Origin of the sequence: Permianibacter fluminis (assembly GCF_013179735.1) — a bacterium.
In the GTDB taxonomy this organism is placed as follows: Bacteria; Pseudomonadota; Gammaproteobacteria; order Enterobacterales; family Permianibacteraceae; genus Permianibacter; species Permianibacter fluminis.
The window spans coordinates 729,913-745,910 of sequence record NZ_JABMEG010000001.1 but is presented as its reverse complement, the minus strand read 5'-3'; the positions used below and the strand labels follow the sequence as shown (position 1 = coordinate 745,910).

General features: G+C 56.6%; 15 protein-coding genes. 6 read left to right on the top strand and 9 right to left on the bottom strand.

Translation table 11 applies throughout. The features are described 5' to 3' along the window. Window positions 1-89 precede the first annotated feature (89 nt). The 4 genes from yidC to HPT27_RS03240 form a co-directional block, all read right to left on the bottom strand. Complete coding sequence (gene yidC / locus HPT27_RS03255) at window positions 90-1,784, bottom strand: membrane protein insertase YidC (protein WP_172238883.1); 1,695 nt, start codon at window positions 1,782-1,784, stop codon at window positions 90-92. Window positions 1,785-1,791: 7 nt separating this feature from the next. Next, window positions 1,792-2,181 carry a ribonuclease P protein component gene (gene rnpA, locus HPT27_RS03250; RefSeq protein WP_211197833.1) on the bottom strand — a complete coding sequence of 130 codons (390 nt, stop codon included), beginning with the start codon at window positions 2,179-2,181 and terminating at the stop codon, window positions 1,792-1,794. Between the two features lie 19 nt (window positions 2,182-2,200). Continuing rightward, window positions 2,201-2,338: a 50S ribosomal protein L34 gene (gene rpmH / locus HPT27_RS03245; RefSeq protein ID WP_133593613.1), complete on the bottom strand. Its 138-nt coding sequence runs from the start codon at window positions 2,336-2,338 to the stop codon at window positions 2,201-2,203. Window positions 2,339-2,766: 428 nt separating this feature from the next. Beyond that, window positions 2,767-3,126, bottom strand: a complete 360-nt coding sequence (locus HPT27_RS03240) for a hypothetical protein (RefSeq protein WP_172237154.1) — start codon at window positions 3,124-3,126, stop codon at window positions 2,767-2,769. Between HPT27_RS03240 and dnaA the strand changes: the two genes are divergently transcribed. The 6 genes from dnaA to HPT27_RS03210 all read left to right on the top strand — a co-directional run bounded on the left by dnaA (window position 3,053) and on the right by HPT27_RS03210 (window position 10,970). Beyond that, the gene (gene dnaA, locus HPT27_RS03235; RefSeq protein ID WP_172238880.1) at window positions 3,053-4,444 is read left to right on the top strand and encodes a chromosomal replication initiator protein DnaA; all 1,392 of its coding nucleotides are present in this window, start codon (window positions 3,053-3,055) and stop codon (window positions 4,442-4,444) included. The genes HPT27_RS03240 and dnaA overlap by 74 nt on opposite strands. Before the next feature lie 50 nt (window positions 4,445-4,494). Beyond that, window positions 4,495-5,595, top strand: coding sequence for a DNA polymerase III subunit beta (dnaN, locus tag HPT27_RS03230; protein WP_172238877.1), 1,101 nt, complete (start codon window positions 4,495-4,497; stop codon window positions 5,593-5,595). Between the two features lie 27 nt (window positions 5,596-5,622). Beyond that, window positions 5,623-6,699, top strand: coding sequence for a DNA replication/repair protein RecF (gene recF, locus HPT27_RS03225; protein WP_172238874.1), 1,077 nt, complete (start codon window positions 5,623-5,625; stop codon window positions 6,697-6,699). A 138-nt stretch (window positions 6,700-6,837) separates the two neighbouring features. Beyond that, window positions 6,838-9,276, top strand: a complete 2,439-nt coding sequence (gyrB, locus tag HPT27_RS03220; RefSeq protein ID WP_172238871.1) for a DNA topoisomerase (ATP-hydrolyzing) subunit B — start codon at window positions 6,838-6,840, stop codon at window positions 9,274-9,276. 488 nt (window positions 9,277-9,764) lie between these two features. Next, window positions 9,765-9,974 carry a ribbon-helix-helix protein, CopG family gene (locus HPT27_RS03215; RefSeq protein ID WP_172238868.1) on the top strand — a complete coding sequence of 70 codons (210 nt, stop codon included), beginning with the start codon at window positions 9,765-9,767 and terminating at the stop codon, window positions 9,972-9,974. 114 nt (window positions 9,975-10,088) lie between these two features. Beyond that, window positions 10,089-10,970, top strand: coding sequence for a hypothetical protein (locus HPT27_RS03210; protein ID WP_172238865.1), 882 nt, complete (start codon window positions 10,089-10,091; stop codon window positions 10,968-10,970). Between the two features lie 182 nt (window positions 10,971-11,152). On the opposite strand, the gene HPT27_RS03205 is transcribed toward HPT27_RS03210, so the two are convergent. From HPT27_RS03205 to HPT27_RS03185, 5 genes are all read right to left on the bottom strand, one after another. Continuing rightward, window positions 11,153-12,157 (bottom strand): DUF4917 family protein, encoded by a 1,005-nt coding sequence (locus tag HPT27_RS03205; RefSeq protein ID WP_172238862.1) that lies wholly within the window; start codon window positions 12,155-12,157, stop codon window positions 11,153-11,155. 41 nt (window positions 12,158-12,198) lie between these two features. Then, entirely contained in the window at window positions 12,199-12,915 is a 717-nt protein-coding gene (locus tag HPT27_RS03200; protein ID WP_172238860.1) for a hypothetical protein, read from the bottom strand. A gap of 179 nt (window positions 12,916-13,094) precedes the next feature. After that, entirely contained in the window at window positions 13,095-14,816 is a 1,722-nt protein-coding gene (locus tag HPT27_RS03195; protein ID WP_172238857.1) for an ABC-three component system protein, read from the bottom strand. Beyond that, a complete protein-coding gene (locus tag HPT27_RS03190) occupies window positions 14,813-15,061 on the bottom strand; it encodes an ABC-three component system middle component 6 (RefSeq protein WP_172238854.1) in 249 nt (82 codons plus the stop codon). The genes HPT27_RS03195 and HPT27_RS03190 overlap by 4 nt, the downstream gene beginning before the upstream one ends. After that, a complete protein-coding gene (locus HPT27_RS03185) occupies window positions 15,058-15,978 on the bottom strand; it encodes an ABC-three component system protein (protein WP_172238851.1) in 921 nt (306 codons plus the stop codon). The genes HPT27_RS03190 and HPT27_RS03185 overlap by 4 nt, the downstream gene beginning before the upstream one ends. Window positions 15,979-15,998: the final 20 nt, after the last annotated feature.

Genomic DNA, 15,998 nt, shown 5'->3' with positions numbered 1-15,998 from the left:
GGCCGGGCAGAAACAACTCGGCCCCGGCGCCCGGTCCATCTTAGCGGAACAGGGCGGGCGGGGCCGATAGTCTTCGATCGGAGGCTAACTCAGCTCTTGCGGGCCTGTTCGTGCTCGATCTTCTTGGTGATATAGGTTTGCTGGGCGATCGACAGCAGGTTGTTGACCAGCCAGTACAGCACCAGACCGGCCGGGAACCACAGGAAGAACACGCTCATGATGACCGGCATGTACTGCATGATTTTCTGCTGCATCGGGTCCATGGTCGGGCTGGCCGGCTGCATCTTCTGCATGACCCACATCGAGATGCCCATCAGAATCGGCAGCACGTAGTACGGGTCCATGACCGACAAGTCTTTGATCCACAGGATAAAGCCGGCGTGGCGCAGCTCGACCGACTCCATCAGCACCCAGTACAGCGCCATGAAAATCGGCATGGTGATCAGCAGTGGCAGGCAGCCGCCGAGCGGATTGACCTTTTCCTTCTTATATAGCTCCATCATGGCCTGCGAAAAGGCCTGACGGTCGTCGCCATAACGCTCTTTCAGCGCCGCCAGTTTCGGCGCCATCATCCGCATCTTGGCAAAGCTGCGGTACTGGGCGCTGGCGACTGGATAGAGCAGCAGCTTGACCAGCATGGTCACTAGAATGATGGCGACGCCCCAGTTGCCGACAATGGCATGGATGGCGGTCAAGGCGATAAACAGCGGCTGGCCGATCCACCAGAGGAAACCATAGTCGACCGTCAGGTCGAGACCGGGGGCAACTTTGGCCAGATCGTCCTGGATCTTCGGGCCAAGATACAGCGAAGCCGAAAGGGTCATGCTTTCGCCCGGGGCAATGCTGACCGGCGCTTGTTGGATACCGATGATCGACTGCTTGTCGGCGCGGACCCGGGTATAGATGTTGTTGGCGGTCTTGTCGGCCGGCACCCAGGCCGCGATGAAATAGTGTTGCAGATAGGACACCCAGCCGCCGGTGGTGTCGATGTTCAGCGGCGCTTCGTCCATCGCTTCGAACTTGTACTTCTCGTAACGCTTGTCGGCCGTGTTGAAGGCGGCGCCGGTGTAGGCGGAAAGTCCCATCGAGTTGGCTTTGGCCTCGACGAAGCGGTCACGCTTCAACTGGGTGAAAAGCCGGCCAGCAAATGGAGCGGCAGTGCCATTCTTGACGTCGACATCCAGCTTGATCAGGTGTTCGGCACGGGCCAGCGTAAAACGCTTGCTGACGCTCAGGCCTTCCGGGCTGGTCCAGTCGAGTTTGACAGTGAGTGCTTCGTTACCGTCGGCCAGCACGGTCGCGCCCGGCTCGATGCTGTAGGTCGCCCGGCCCGTATCGCTATCTGGACCGCCGGTGCCTGACAAACCACTCTGAGCGACATAGGTACGGTTGTCGCGGTACTGCAGCAGATGGATGGGGTCGCTGTCGGCGCTCAATTCTTTCCGGTATTTCAGCAGGTCGGCTTCGACCACATCGCCGCCGACCCGGTCAATCACGACCCGCAGGACGTCGGTGCGCAGTTCGACATAGCGGTCGGCTTCGGTTGCTGCCGGGGCCGGCTCGGTCGGGCTGATCGACGGTGCGGTCGGTACATCGGTACCGCTACTGGCAACAACATCGGGACCCGAATCGGCCACCGGCGTTGTCACCGGCGTGCTGAGCTCGGTTGCCGGCCGCATCGCTGCCTGTTGCTTGGCGTTCTGGTCATCTTTCCAGTTGATGAACAGCAGGGCGCTGACAGCGGCAAACGCCAGCAGCAGAAAACCGCGTTGCGATTCGAGCATGTGAGGATCAGCCTTGAGTGCGATCGGATGGGGGAGCAGCGGAGGGCGAACGGGCCAGCCGGGTCAACAACAGTTGGACCTGACGGCGGAGTTCTGGCGGCGCAAGCCGGTCGACACCGGGTTTGGCCAGTACGATCACGTCACGGGCCGGCAGCGCTGGCTGCGCCAACCGGAAGGCTTCGCGTACCGCCCGCTTGATGGCGTTGCGGTCGGAAGCAAGACGGACGTGCTTTTTGGCTATCGCCAGACCCAGCCGGGCATGGCCCAGCGGGCTCGGTCGTGCCAGCAGTGTCAGGCCGGTCGCGTGGAAACGCTCATTCTCGGCAAACACCTGCTGGAACGCCGCCGGCTCGGTGAGGCGAAGCGCCCGGGTAAAGGCAAACCCCGCCACCGGCACGGACGGAAACCGTAAAGTCTTAGACTACCGTCAGACGCTTGCGGCCTTTGGCGCGGCGGCGCTTCAGCACCAGACGGCCGTTCTTGGTCGCCATGCGGGCACGGAAACCGTGGTCGCGCTTTTTCTTCAGGTTGCTGGGTTGGAAAGTACGTTTCATGACACACCTGCACAAACAAGACGCAATGGCGGGCTGCCACTGGGTCGGAAAAGGGCGCGCATTCTACTGTGCGGCTTTTGTTCGGGTCAAGAAAAAACCAAGGAAAAACGGCCACTTAGCGTTGGCGTACCAGGCCAATTCACTATCGCTTGGCGTTGGTTTGCTCTCGGACCACTAGATATTGTGATCTTGCTCATTTTCACGGCTCTCATTTTGGTCGAATTTGTGTATAACTTTTGTCCGTTTTCGGGCTGCAGAGATATACACAATTTGGTCGGCCGTTGCACGTCTTTTGACCCGAAAGCGATGTCTTTCCGGTTTGGCAAAACCCTAATAAGTTCTTTTGGTGAAAGAAGATCTTTTCTTACTGTTAATAACTATTATGTCGAAATTTTCTGTTAGTAAGATATTTAAGTGATTGTTTTTATTTAATTAATTTGCTTTGTTATGCTGTGATAAACCGGTAATACTGAACGGTATAGATGACTTGTTTCTGTTGATAAAAGTAGCTTTTTTTTGAATCGATAATATTTATCAACAGATTTACAGAGGTTTTCCTTTTTTCTGCCGAGAACCAGCCAGTTTTGCAAGATCCGATCCGGTAAAAGCTTGTCAAGGGAAACAAATTTGACCAAGCCCTGTGGATTATTTTTGCGCTCGTCCTTACACTCTGCCGCTTGCTTTCCCGCCGCCCCAAAAATCAGAACGGTAGAAATGAGCCAGGGATCGTTTTGGCCGCATTGCCAAGCCCGTTTACAAGATGAACTGAAGCCGGACGAATTCAGCATGTGGATTCGGCCGCTGCAAGCCCATGAAACGGAACAGGAAGTCCAACTGTTTGCCCCGAACCGGTTTGTTCTGGAGTGGGTGCGCGACCGCTATTTGCCAAGAATCCGTGATTTTCTGGTTGAACTGGCCGGTGACAAAGCGCCGATGGTGCAATTGGCCGTTGGCGAGCGTCGTCTCAATGAAGCCGCCAAACCCGCTGCAACAAGTCCGGCACCGGCAACGAGCCGAGTCGAGGTGATGCCGGAGCGCAAGCCCGAGGAATCGGTGGCAACGCCAGTTCCGGCGGCACCCAGTCATCGCAGCAATCTGAATCCGACCTTTGTCTTCGATAACTTTGTCGAGGGCAAATCAAACCAGGTCGCCAAAGCGGCAGCACTACAGGCTGCGCTCAATTCAGGTCGGGCCTACAACCCCTTGTTTATTTATGGCGCAACCGGTCTGGGAAAGACCCACCTCATGCACGCGGTCGGCAATGCCATCGAGCAACAGAAGCCGGGCGCCAAAGTGGTGTACGTGCGGTCTGAGCGCTATGTCCAGGACATGGTCAAAGCCTTGCAGACCAACAGCATCGAGCAATGGAAGCGTTATTACCGTTCACTTGATGCCTTGTTGATTGACGACATCCAATTCTTTGCCGGCAAGGACCGCTCGCAGGAAGAGTTTTTTCACAACTTCAATACTTTGTTCGAGACCAACCGGCAGATCGTGATCACCTGTGATCGCTATCCCAAGGAAGTGGAAGGCCTGGAAGACCGACTGAAATCCCGTTTCGGTTGGGGACTCACCGTTGCGATTGAACCGCCGGATCTGGAGACACGTGTCGCGATCTTGATGGCAAAAGCCGAGAATGCGCACGTTGGCCTGCAACAGGAAGTCGCGTTCTTCATTGCCAAACGGATTCGCTCGAACGTGCGCGAGCTGGAAGGGGCGCTGACCAAGGTCATTGCCTATGCCCATTTCACCGGCCGCCAGATTTCGGTCGACATGGTGCGGGAAGCCTTGCGGGATTTGATTGCCGCGCAAGAAAAAATGGTTACCATCGAGAACATTCAGAAAGTGGTCGCCGAGTATTACCGCATCAAGCTGTCGGATCTGTTGTCGAAGCGGCGTTCGCGTTCGGTAGCGCGGCCACGACAAGTCGCGATGGCCTTGTCGAAAGAATTAACCAACCATTCACTGCCGGAAATTGGTGAAGCGTTTGGTGGAAAGGACCATACGACGGTGTTGCACGCTTGTCGCAAGGTCAAGGAATTGAAAGAAAGTGATCGCAGCATGGAAGAAGATTACGCGAACTTGTTGCGTACGCTTTCCAGCTGATGTGATCGGTGTATAACTAAAACACAATATCTTGTGATCTCGAGCCCAACATGAAATTCACGATAGCGCGCGAAAATTTGCTTCCGGCTTTGAACATGGTTTGTGGCGCGGTGGAGCGTCGCAATAATTTGCCAATTCTGGCCAACGTGTTGGTCAGTGTCGAGGAAGGCAAATTGAGTCTGACCGGCACCGATCTGGAAGTGGAATTGCGCGCTGAAGTTGCGCTGGAGAAAGGTGAGCCTGGCGATATCACGGTGCCGGCGCGCAAGTTTCTCGACATCGTCAAAGCCCTGCCGGACAAACAGACCGTGACCTTTCAGTTGGGCGATGGCCGTGTCACGGTTCGCTCTGGCAGCAACCGGTTTACCCTGACGACCTTGCCGGCCTCGGAGTTTCCGTCGCTGGAAGAGGGTCCGGGCGCGGTCAGCTTTGATTTGCCGCAGGTGGAATTGCGCTCGCTGTTTGAACGCAGCCAGTTCGCGATTGCCCAGGGCGATGTTCGCTATTACATGAATGGTCTGTTCGTCGAGCTGAAGTCCGGCCGGCTTCGTGCCGTTGCCACCGATGGCCACCGCTTGGCCTTGGCCGAGGCGCGCAGCCCGGTTGAAGCGCAGGGCGACTTTGGCGTCATCGTGCCGCGCAAGGGCATCATGGAGCTGTTGCGGCTGCTGGAACCGTCTGATCAGACCGTCAAAGTCACGGTCGGTACCAATCATATTCGGGTCCAGACTGATAGTTATCACTTCGTGTCCAAGTTGGTCGATGGCAAGTTTCCGGAATACGAGAAGGTCATTCCGCGAAGCGGCGACAAGATCATGGTCATCGCTCGCGAATCCTTGAAGGAGGCCTTGGGCCGCGCCGCCATCCTGTGCAACGAGAAATTCCGCGGTGTTCGGCTGAATCTGAAGACTGGCCAGCTGGTGCTGGTTGCCAACAACCCCGAGCAGGAAGAGGCGGAGATTGAAGTCGACGTCGATTACACCAGCTCGGATCTGGAAGTCGGCTTCAACGTTAACTACCTGATGGACATCGTCAATGCCGTGAAGTGGGAGAAACTCCGGTTCATGTTCAGCGATGCGGCCAGCCCGGCCCTGGCTGAAGAGCACGGAGGCAGCGGCACGCTGTATCTGGTCATGCCGATGCGGCTGTGATGTTGTTGTAATGAGCCTGCAAGCTGCATGCTGACCGAGCTTCGCTTTCAGCACATACGCAATTTGACCGATGGGGCGCTCTTACCGGCGCCCCATCTCAATTGGGTCTTTGGTGGCAATGGCGCCGGCAAGACTTCACTTCTGGAAGCCATTGGCCTGTTGGCCACCGGCCGATCCTTTCGTAGCAGCCAGATTGAGCGGGTCATCCAGGACGGCAAGGCCGAACTGACGGTGTTCGGCCGTTGGCAGAGTGGGGCACAGGAACACCGGATTGGTGTTCGGCGCGACCGCCAGAGCGGCTTCGAACTTCGGCTGGACGGGCAGAGTGAGCGCAAGCTGTCGGCTGTCGCGACTTTGATGCCGGTTCAGGTACTCACCCCTGATAGCTATTCCCTGTTGTCGGCCAGCCCGCGCGAGCGCCGGCGCTTCCTCGATTGGGGCGTGTTCCACGTGGAACATGGTTACGCCGGCATCGCCCAGCGTTATGCCCGGCTGCTGCAACAACGCAATGCCTTGTTGAAGGCAAAGGCCGGTAGCAAGGAGCTGGCGCCATGGACCAGCCAACTCGTTGAAGCTGCGGACATTTTGCACCGACTTCGCCTGCACTACTGGCAGATGCTGGCACCTGACGTCGAAGCGGCCGTGGCTGGCTTCCTGCCGGATGCCGGTGTCAGCTTCGATTGGTACCGTGGCTGGCCCGAAGGCCAGCTGGCAGAGTTGCTGGAGACGGGCCTCGAACGCGACCGCATCAATGGCGCGACCGGCTACGGCCCCCACAAGGCCGACCTCCGTGTCCGTATCGGCCGCATCGCTGCAGACGAGAAGCTCTCCCGCGGCCAGTGCAAGCTGGTCGTCCAGGCCTTGCATCTGGCCCAGCTGCGTAAAGTTGCCGAGCAGAATGAGCGGGGCGGGCTGTTGTTGCTGGATGACATCAGCACCGAGCTGGATGCGGCCCGACAGGCGGAATTACTGGCGTCGGTGCTGGCGTTGCCGGGCTGGCAGGTGTTTGTCACGGCCACACAAAAGGGGCCGGAGGACCTGCTGGCGCGGTATAATGGCGCCATGTTTCACGTGGAACATGGCGTGGTCTCGGCACTACAGTGATGCGCCGGCGGCAGACGTCACCACCACCCGATTTTCCGGTCCGGCAACCCAGTGTTGGCGGGCCGTTGCAGCACTAAAACGAAACCTGAAACTTGGCAAAAACGTTGCGCGCGCAGCAGCGACGTGTGGAAACCCAGCATGACCACTGAACATACCGATAACGGCGGCTACGATTCCTCCAGTATTTCCGTTCTGAAAGGCCTCGACGCGGTGCGCAAGCGCCCCGGCATGTACATCGGCGACACCGACGACGGCACCGGCCTGCACCACATGGTGTTCGAGGTGGTCGACAACGCCATCGACGAGGCACTGGCCGGCTGGTGTACCGATATCAACGTCATCATCCACACCGATGATTCCGTCTCGGTGGCCGACAACGGCCGTGGCATCCCGGTCGATATTCACCCGGAGGAGGGCGTTTCTGCCGCCGAGGTGGTCATGACCGTGCTGCACGCCGGCGGCAAGTTCAACCAGAACAGCTACAAGGTCTCCGGTGGCCTGCATGGCGTCGGTGTTTCGGTGGTCAACGCGCTGTCCGACGTGCTGAACCTGACCATCCGCCGTCAAGGCAAGATCTGGGAACAGACCTACCACCTCGGCGTGCCGCAGGCCCCGATCGCCCCGACGGGCGATGCCAACACCACCGGCACCACCGTTCGCTTCCACCCGAGCCCGGAAATCTTCACCAACACCGAGTTCCATTACGAGATTCTGGCCAAGCGCCTGCGCGAGCTGTCGTTCCTGAATTCCGGCGTCTCAATCAAGCTGACCGATGAGCGCAATGGCCGCCACGATCACTTCTGCTACGAAGGCGGTATCAAGGCTTTCGTTGATTACCTGAACAAAAACAAGACTTTGGTTCACCCGACCGCGTTCTATTTCAGCCGCGAAGTCGAAGGCACCCCGCCGGTCACGGTCGAGATCGCCCTGCAGTGGAACGACACCTACGCCGAGAACGTGTTCTGCTTCACCAACAACATTCCGCAGCGCGACGGCGGCACCCACCTGGCAGGCTTCCGCGCTGCGTTGACCCGCAGCCTGAACCAGTACATGGAAAAAGAGGGTCTGCTGGCCAAGGCCAAGATCCAGACCACCGGTGACGACTCGCGCGAAGGCCTGACCGCGGTCGTCTCGGTTAAAGTGCCGGACCCGAAATTCTCCAGCCAGACCAAGGACAAGCTGGTCTCGTCGGAAGTGAAATCGGCGGTCGAAACCGCAATGTTCGATGCGCTTGAAACCTTTCTGCTGGAAAACCCGAACGACGCCAAGGCCATCTGCGGCAAGATGATCGACGCCGCCCGCGCCCGCGAAGCCGCCCGCAAGGCCCGCGAAATGACCCGCCGCAAAGGCGCGCTCGATATCGCCGGCCTGCCGGGCAAACTGGCCGACTGCCAGGAACGCGACCCGGCGCTGTCCGAGCTCTACATCGTCGAGGGTGATTCTGCGGGTGGTTCGGCAAAACAGGGCCGAAATCGCAAAAATCAGGCGATCTTGCCGCTAAAAGGCAAGATCTTGAACGTTGAGAAAGCCCGCTTCGACAAGATGCTGAGCTCGCAGGAAGTCGGCACCCTGATCACCGCGCTTGGCACCGGCATCGGCCGCGAAGACTACAACCCGGACAAGGCTCGCTACCACAGCATCATCATCATGACCGACGCCGACGTCGACGGCGCCCACATCCGGACCCTGCTGCTGACCTTCTTCTACCGGCAGATGCCGGAACTGATCGAGCGCGGCTATCTCTATATCGCCCAGCCGCCGCTATATAAGGTCAAAAAGGGCAAGCAGGAGCAGTACCTGAAAGACGAAAAGGCGCTGGAAGACTTCCTGACCAATATGGCGCTCGATGACGCCGCCCTGTTCAGCAACCCGCAGGCCCCGGCCATCACCGGTCTCGGCCTCGAAACGCTGGTCAAGGACTACCGTGGCGCTCAAGCCGTTGTAGAACGACTGTCCCGTATTTACCCGGCCGAAGTCATGGAACACTTCATCGAGCTGCCGACCCTCAGTGTCGAGCAACTGACCGAAAAAGCCGCCGTCGAAGCCTGGGCCAAACAGCTGAACGAGCGTCTGGAAACCCCAGCCGGCGCCGCCACCCGCTACGAGGTCATCGCCGCCGAAGACAGCGAGCGCCACCTGTTCCTGCCAGAAGTGCACATCCGTCACCACGGCGTCGACCAGGTCTACCGCTTCGACAAAGACTTCTTCAGCTCCAACGACTATCGCAAGATCGTTGCAGTGGGCGACACCATCCGCAGTCTGTTGGAAGTGGGTGCTTACATTCAGCGCGGCGAGCGCAAGCAGGAAATCACCCGCTTCCGCGAAGCCATGATCTGGCTTATGGAACAATCCAAACGCGGCCTCGGCGTCCAGCGCTACAAAGGCTTGGGCGAAATGAACCCCGAGCAGCTCTGGGAAACCACCATGGACCCGAACGTCCGCCGCATGCTCAAAGTCACCGTCGAAGACGCCGTCGCCGCCGACCAGTTGTTCACCTGCCTGATGGGCGACAACGTGGAGCCGAGGCGGGAGTTCATTGAGTCGAACGCGCTGGCTGTCGCCAACCTCGACGTTTGATAAAAAAATTGTGGGATCTCACAATAAGGCGTTCGAATTCTCACAATAAGACCGAATAGACGTCCAAACAGAAAAGGCCCGAAAGGGCCTTTTTCTTTAATATCAACGTGTTACTTAAATGAGTAGTTGGTGGCGATTTCTTCATTATTTACCGGGAACAGTGTCTGTAAGTGTAGGTACCGGACCGAATTTCCGGCCAAACCGGCCCACCTCGACAGGGCGGCCATTCAATGAGGTGACCCGACCGTTCTGCTTGTGGGCCGGGTCCAGCCGGCTCGAATCACCGAACGGGCACCAGCACAGCGAACTGCACGTTGGTACCGACTGTAAGGCCGAGCCACCGATTGGGATTGGAGGCTCGGCCACGTCAGCATATTGCGTTGAAAAAAAGGGCCACTTTTCCAAAGACTATTATTCTGCGGCTCATTGCGAGATACGCAATTTATGTGCATATTTTACGCATTAATTGTGCATAGGAAGTAATTGCCATGAGCGTCCGTTTCAACGTGGTCCTCTCTGATGACCTTAACAATGAACTCGACCGTGTGGTAGCGGAAGCCGAAACCAACAAAAGTGAAATTTTGCGGAAAGCCCTCCAACTATATCTCGCTGCTCGTGAGGGAAAGCAGCGGGGCTTGAAGCTCGGTTTGGCCAACCCACAAACCAAACAACTCGAAACGGAAATTGTGGGGCTGTGAGTCAGAATGATCTAAACAATCCAACCACCGAACCGCAATTTCAAAGTCACGGTTGAGCGTGAGGAAACCAAAGCGGTACGTAGCGTTCGTCTCTTCAACCTTGCGCAATGGTTGATGAACAGCCAATTTTTCAACGCCATTGCAGGACTCGCTGGAGATATGTGCCGTATGGGACAAGCCCGGATAAAGCAGAGAGCGGCTTTCGCTCCGAATTTGATTGAGGAGTGGGAAACCAACGACTGCGTGGACTTTGCTGTCGCACTCGCACGAATAACGGGATGGCTATTGCAAGTGGACTGGTTGTCCAACTCAGTGGAACATCAAGAAAGTATCACCACCGACAAGCTCCGGCCTCTACGCGTCCACGTTGCAGACAATAGCGAGCTGGTCTTCGATGTTCGAGGTGTACGGTCATTTTTTGAATACAACGAGCGCATTATTCAACCACTCGCTACCAAGATGCAATTGAGTGGTGGTGGGGTTTACACGCGTTATTATAGTGAGGAGGGTCTTACACGCCAGCCCTTACGTGTTCAGCCTAACGAGGCAAATATCAAGCGAGCGTCAGAAGCGATCGCTTTGAATTTCCACTTCCTTGCCTCCATCCCACAGAGAAACTCGCCAAGTTTGCCGGCAGATAGAGCGGCGACATTCACATACGGCCGGTGCGCACCTTATGCAGAGGCGATGAAGGAGCTAACCGGGCTGACCCCTGTGGGACTAATTGCAAAGCGATTCTCGCCTCGATTCGAAGGGACTAAGAGAGCTGCTAGTGGATATGTGCACAGTGTAGTGATCCACCCTGATGGTATGGCAGAGGACTCGTGGGGAAAGGCTCCACTGAGCGAGATTGCTGGGCGATTCGGCGTCATAGAATTTTCGACGAGCGAGGAGGCGCATCGTTCGGTTGTAGCTAGGCTTTGCCACAACAGTAACGACCTGTACTCGGCTGCCTTACATGAGGCCCAAGAACTTATCCGTCTCCACCGCCTATGAGCCTACGCTTTATTTTGCACATCTACGAAAAACAGCTGTCGCAATGCAGTGACTCAGAAGTTGTGAAATGAGCGGTTGCTATTGGTCGCTTTCGGCCAGAAGCGGACGGTCGAAATGAGTTCGCAGAATGGGTAGAACCTAAGCGAAACCCATTAGTCGGTTTACGCATTCGAAGAATGAGCTCAGTGAGTTGGGTGAATCCAGCAACCGGGACTCTCGCTGCCGAAGAACTCCACTTCGACATGCGCGCCCAAGATGTCGTGGATCATCTGGAATATCCGGTTGCAGTACGCCTGATCCCCTCGGAATACAGAAACCGCTACACGATTGATGCCCGTGTCTCGCATACGCTGCAGGAGATGGATGTCTTGGTCGGCGAAGCCCCAGCCGTAGACCACAAGCGTGTCCTGCCGCGATTTCAGGACCTCTCTGTAGACCGTGGAGAGGTAGTAGCTGTTTTGGATGGAAGCAACTTTCTGCTGCCATGTTCCCTCGCTCACGAACAAAGGCACGACTTCTCCGTTTTGCCAGCGTTGCAGGATCGCCTCCAGCAACCCGTCCTGAACATTGTGGATCTTGCGCTCCTGCTCCACCAAGTTTCGGCACAGCACCAGACTGCCATGGGCATAAAACACAAGCGTGGTTGAACGGTCCCCTCGGATCGGCTGTCTGAAACGTTGCCAGTCATCATCGAAGGCGCCACCGTCCACGAAGCAGTCCTTGAAAGCATGCTGGTCTTCGACATCCAGCCCATAGGTCATGGCCCAGTACAGCACCAAGTCGTAGTTGAGTGAGATGACGGTTCTGAACCGCTTCAGGAACTGATAAATGCTCGGCAAGTGTGCGCTAACAGCATCGTGCTCCGGGTGAATGTCGCGGACTGTTTGTATGAGGCAGTCCCGGAGACTCACATAGGCAGCATGGGTTCGTTCGTCCGGTATGCGCAGCGACTGATTGACGTTCGATGCCTGCCAGACGATCCGAAGAATTAGCTCGAAGTCGTTGGTCTGAAAGAAATCAAACAGCCGCTGAGCATCCCCGGGAAGGAGGTTATTCTCAGCGGCATGTTGGAGTAACGAGCCGTAAGAGAAGCTCGGGTTCACAGAAATGCTAGCTCCGTTGCCCAGCAGAATTGTGCACCCGTAGTCCTCAGCAATCGCTTCCCAAGGTTTGATCTCAAACGGCATGCGTCGGTCCTTGCGTATTCAAGTCGGGGCGGTCAAGGCTGTTAGTTTCGCGCGAGGTGGTTCTTTAGCAGAAACCAGCACATATTGAGCGCGAAGGAGCGGCCGAGTCGCGTCATCTGATCTTCCGGGATGCCCACCGGACGGTGAGCGCCAGGACTCAGAAAACCGAACACGCCAGCCAATCCTTTTTCCTCCTCGACCGTGATCTCGCCGCTGCTGCGCAGGAATGCAAGCACCTCACCCCACTTCGATGAGTTGTAGGTGGGGGGTATCTGCTGCTGTGAGGCGACATTTGCGGCTACGTCACCAGCCAACGTCTCAAGCGCGACACGGGCGTTCACAAGCGAGGCGTTGTAGTCGGGCGGTGTCGCCCGGAACGCGCCAGCCGAGTCGTTGACCTTAGCGATAATTTCCTGCGCACGAGGAGCTCCCGAGTTCTGTAATGCGTCGATCAGGTCGTCTTCCAAGGGCGCAGCATCGGCAATCGACGGATCGGTTTGAACCAGCTTCTTGCCCTGGATGATGTAACCGTCCAGCAGCAGGCATTGCGCCAGGTCGTGCAGGCGCTCGTCGAACCGATATTTCGGATTGACCCTGGCCCGCAGATCGCCCGCAGTCGCAACGACCTCGGTCAGCGCCAGCATGAGCGTGCGGTCATCGAGACCGCGCAGCGTGTTCAGTAAACCGTGCAACAGTTGTCCGTGCAGCAGCGACAAATGTTGCACGCCGTATTTGCCCAAGAGCACGATTGAATTCATGGGCTCTTGAAGCTCCAGGAATTGCGCGAACGAATAGCGGGTTCTTTGCCCAATCATGCTTCTTATCTCTCGCAGATCTCAGGTGAATGGTGTGGCCTTACTTGCCCCGATTGCCGATGCCCATGGAACTCCTGGAATTCAGGCACACTCCAATATTTCAACCGCCATCAATCTTGCATTCATCCAAATCTGATGCCAAACAGCCCACCATCTTCAGTGGCATCAGTTAAACGTTTAGGCAGCACATAGTCGTTAAGGTCGAAGCCATCGATGGTCTCCTTGAAGGCATCGTCCTCATTCATCGTCACGATGTACTGAAAACCAAGCTCCTGCGCGATCTCTGAGCCAAGTCGCAATGCACTGATAACCTGGCGCCCGTCAACACCATCAAACAGATGGCTGTCATGGATCAGGAATCCCGGCCCGATTTTCCGCTTGACGCATAAACGCATCAGCATCATGTCGAAGCAGAAGATCTGCATGTTTTTGATGCCCTTGCTGCGTTCGCCCTGCATCGGAAATTTGAATATCGGCCCATTGGAAGTTTCATCGACAGTCATGCTGCCGGCCGATTCATACAAGCGTTGTGAAGTTTCCTCGAAGGCGACGATGGCTTCGGCCAATCGCTCCTTCTGCTCGGCGAAATCACGCCGAAGGCGGATCGTGAGGCGGTTGCGCTCGATCTCCAACTCGTTCTTGGTGCCTTCGAGCTGCTCGGCAGCCTCGAAGCGTTGTCGCAACGATTCCACTTCTGATTCCAGCCGTCCCAGTTCGCCTTGCAGTTTAAGGAACTGTTCGAGCGCACCGTGGCTCTTGAGAATGCCCAGGATTTCACCGCGCCGCCGATCGAGCTGCGCCTTCTTACTATCACGCAGCTCGATACGCAGCTTGGCAGCTTCAAGTTCACTGGACAGATAGTCTTTGCGATTGCGCACCACCGATTCGTGAAAGCTCTTCACGTCCTCATAGCGGCGCTTGACCAGTCCAGGAAGTACGACGCCTGCTTCTTGATAGACCGCTTGGAGGTCTTCATGGTCTGGAGGAACCTCGGAGGCAAGTGCGCTTTCCAGATCACGAATAGCCGTGAAGTCGATGGTGTTGGCGTTGGCCAACTCATTGAGCTGGCGTGTCAACATGGCGCTTTCAACTTCCAGTTCTCGGTATTCCGGCAAGACATGAAAAGTCTCAACTTCTGCGTGAAGCTTCTTGAGACGAGCTTCCTGAATGGTCAGCTCCGTGCGCAAGTCAGCGGCCTTACCGATGATTGAACCGAATGCGCCGTTCCCAGCTGCCTTCTTCAGCTCTTCGAGGGTCTTTTCCCGATCGCGAACAGCTTGCCAATCCCGGGCAATCTGCCAGTCCAATCCGAGCAGGAACATCAGCGCCATCTGCATGTCGCCAGTACCCTGCATAGCGGCCTGCTTTTCCGGCGTCGTAAAGGCACCGCTCGACTGTCGGCGCACAAAGTAGGCAAACAGCGACCGGAACGAAGGAGGCTTGCTGCCTGCAGCTTCAAGGCTGCTCAGACCAAACATTTGTTCGCCGAGGAACGTACACCAATCGGTGGCCGAAAACTTGACCTTCGCTGCTGGCGGGGCTGCCATGAAGACTTTGGCTTTGGAACCACCGCTGCGCTCGACGACCGTGCGTTCTGACTTCAGGTCGAAGTCCATGCCGAAGGTGTGCTCCGCCAACTCCGGGGTGCGGAATATCGAGTCCGGACCAGCGTCGGAACCAAGCAGAAAATGCACAAGCTCAACGAAACTGGTCTTGCCGGCGCGATTGCGCGTTTGCTTGCTGGTCGCACCCTCGGTTTTTTGAGCAAGCAGCACATTCAGGCCGGGCTTCAGATCTCCAAGGCTCTTGAAACTGGGCAGCGTGCTGAAAATGTGATGAATCAAGCTGTCCTCCGTGCCACAAGGCCGCTCTCAAGTTCGATGGTCCCAAGGGCGTACAGGAGATCGAGGGCGAGCAGGAACCAGTCGTAAGTAATTCGCCGAGGCATTGCAGCCAGGCCTGCCTCATGCCTGTTCAATTCATCCCAAAGTGCGGAGACAGTCTTTGGCAGTTCGAGAAAAGTCAGAACATGCGCGCCGACGGTCAATAGCGCGCGGTCCTGCGGCAGATGTTTCGACGGCAGGATCATGCAGCCCCCACCGCTTGAGCGTCTTCAAAAATCTCGCACTTATCGAATAGGTATGCCATAACAGCCAACACCGCCGCTTTATGCGTGGGCGTAGTATTCGCCGTGCCCCCGGCCCATGCTTCGAGGCGGCCGAATATTTCATCGGGATGGAGTTGGGGAATTTCGTCCCGCAGCTTCAAGTATTCACTCTTGAACGCCTGCGCGATTTGTTCACCGTAGGTAGGGTTCTTCCAGTTATTGAAGAACTGCGCAACGAGTGGCGACTTCTGCATGCCAATCTTCAGAAAGTCAGCTACAGCTTGGGACAGGAGGTTTGCCTCGATCTTCCCGCGAGACACGTCCTTCACTTCGCTGGCCGTAGGCACAGGAGCGATGCTGATGTGGGTGAGCACAGCGATCAGGTCGCTGTACCCGAGATTGACATTCGCTTCCATCGTTAGCGAGGGCCCAAACCAGGATTCAATATCCTGCAAGCTCAACTGGCGGAACTTCGCCAGCATTTCCTCGTATCCGCAGTGGCCGATTTTGATCTTTGGATTTTCTTGCCCAAGTTTGGCTAGGACTTCGATGATGTGAGGACCCAAGCGACCATCGGGTGCGTTGTGAACAAAAGTCCATTCATCGAAATAGTCTTCCCAGTGCTCTTTGGCCCCCTCGAAATCTTCGTTGATCTTCTTGATGGCCTCGGCTGCGCTCAATTCATTGGGGGCATAGCTCTGGAACAGGATTCGCGCGGAAGGCAGATACCCATCGTTTTTCCGGTCTCCAACACTACCCCAGGGACGGCAAGCCATGAAATCGTTGGGGTGAGCCTTCGACATCAGCTTCTCAAACAGGCGTTGAAACCCGTCCCCCTTGGATTCCAAGAAGGCAATACGGAAGTCCTTTTCGTAGTTGAGCTGCTGTATGCGATCCATGGATTCAAACCCGTGACTTA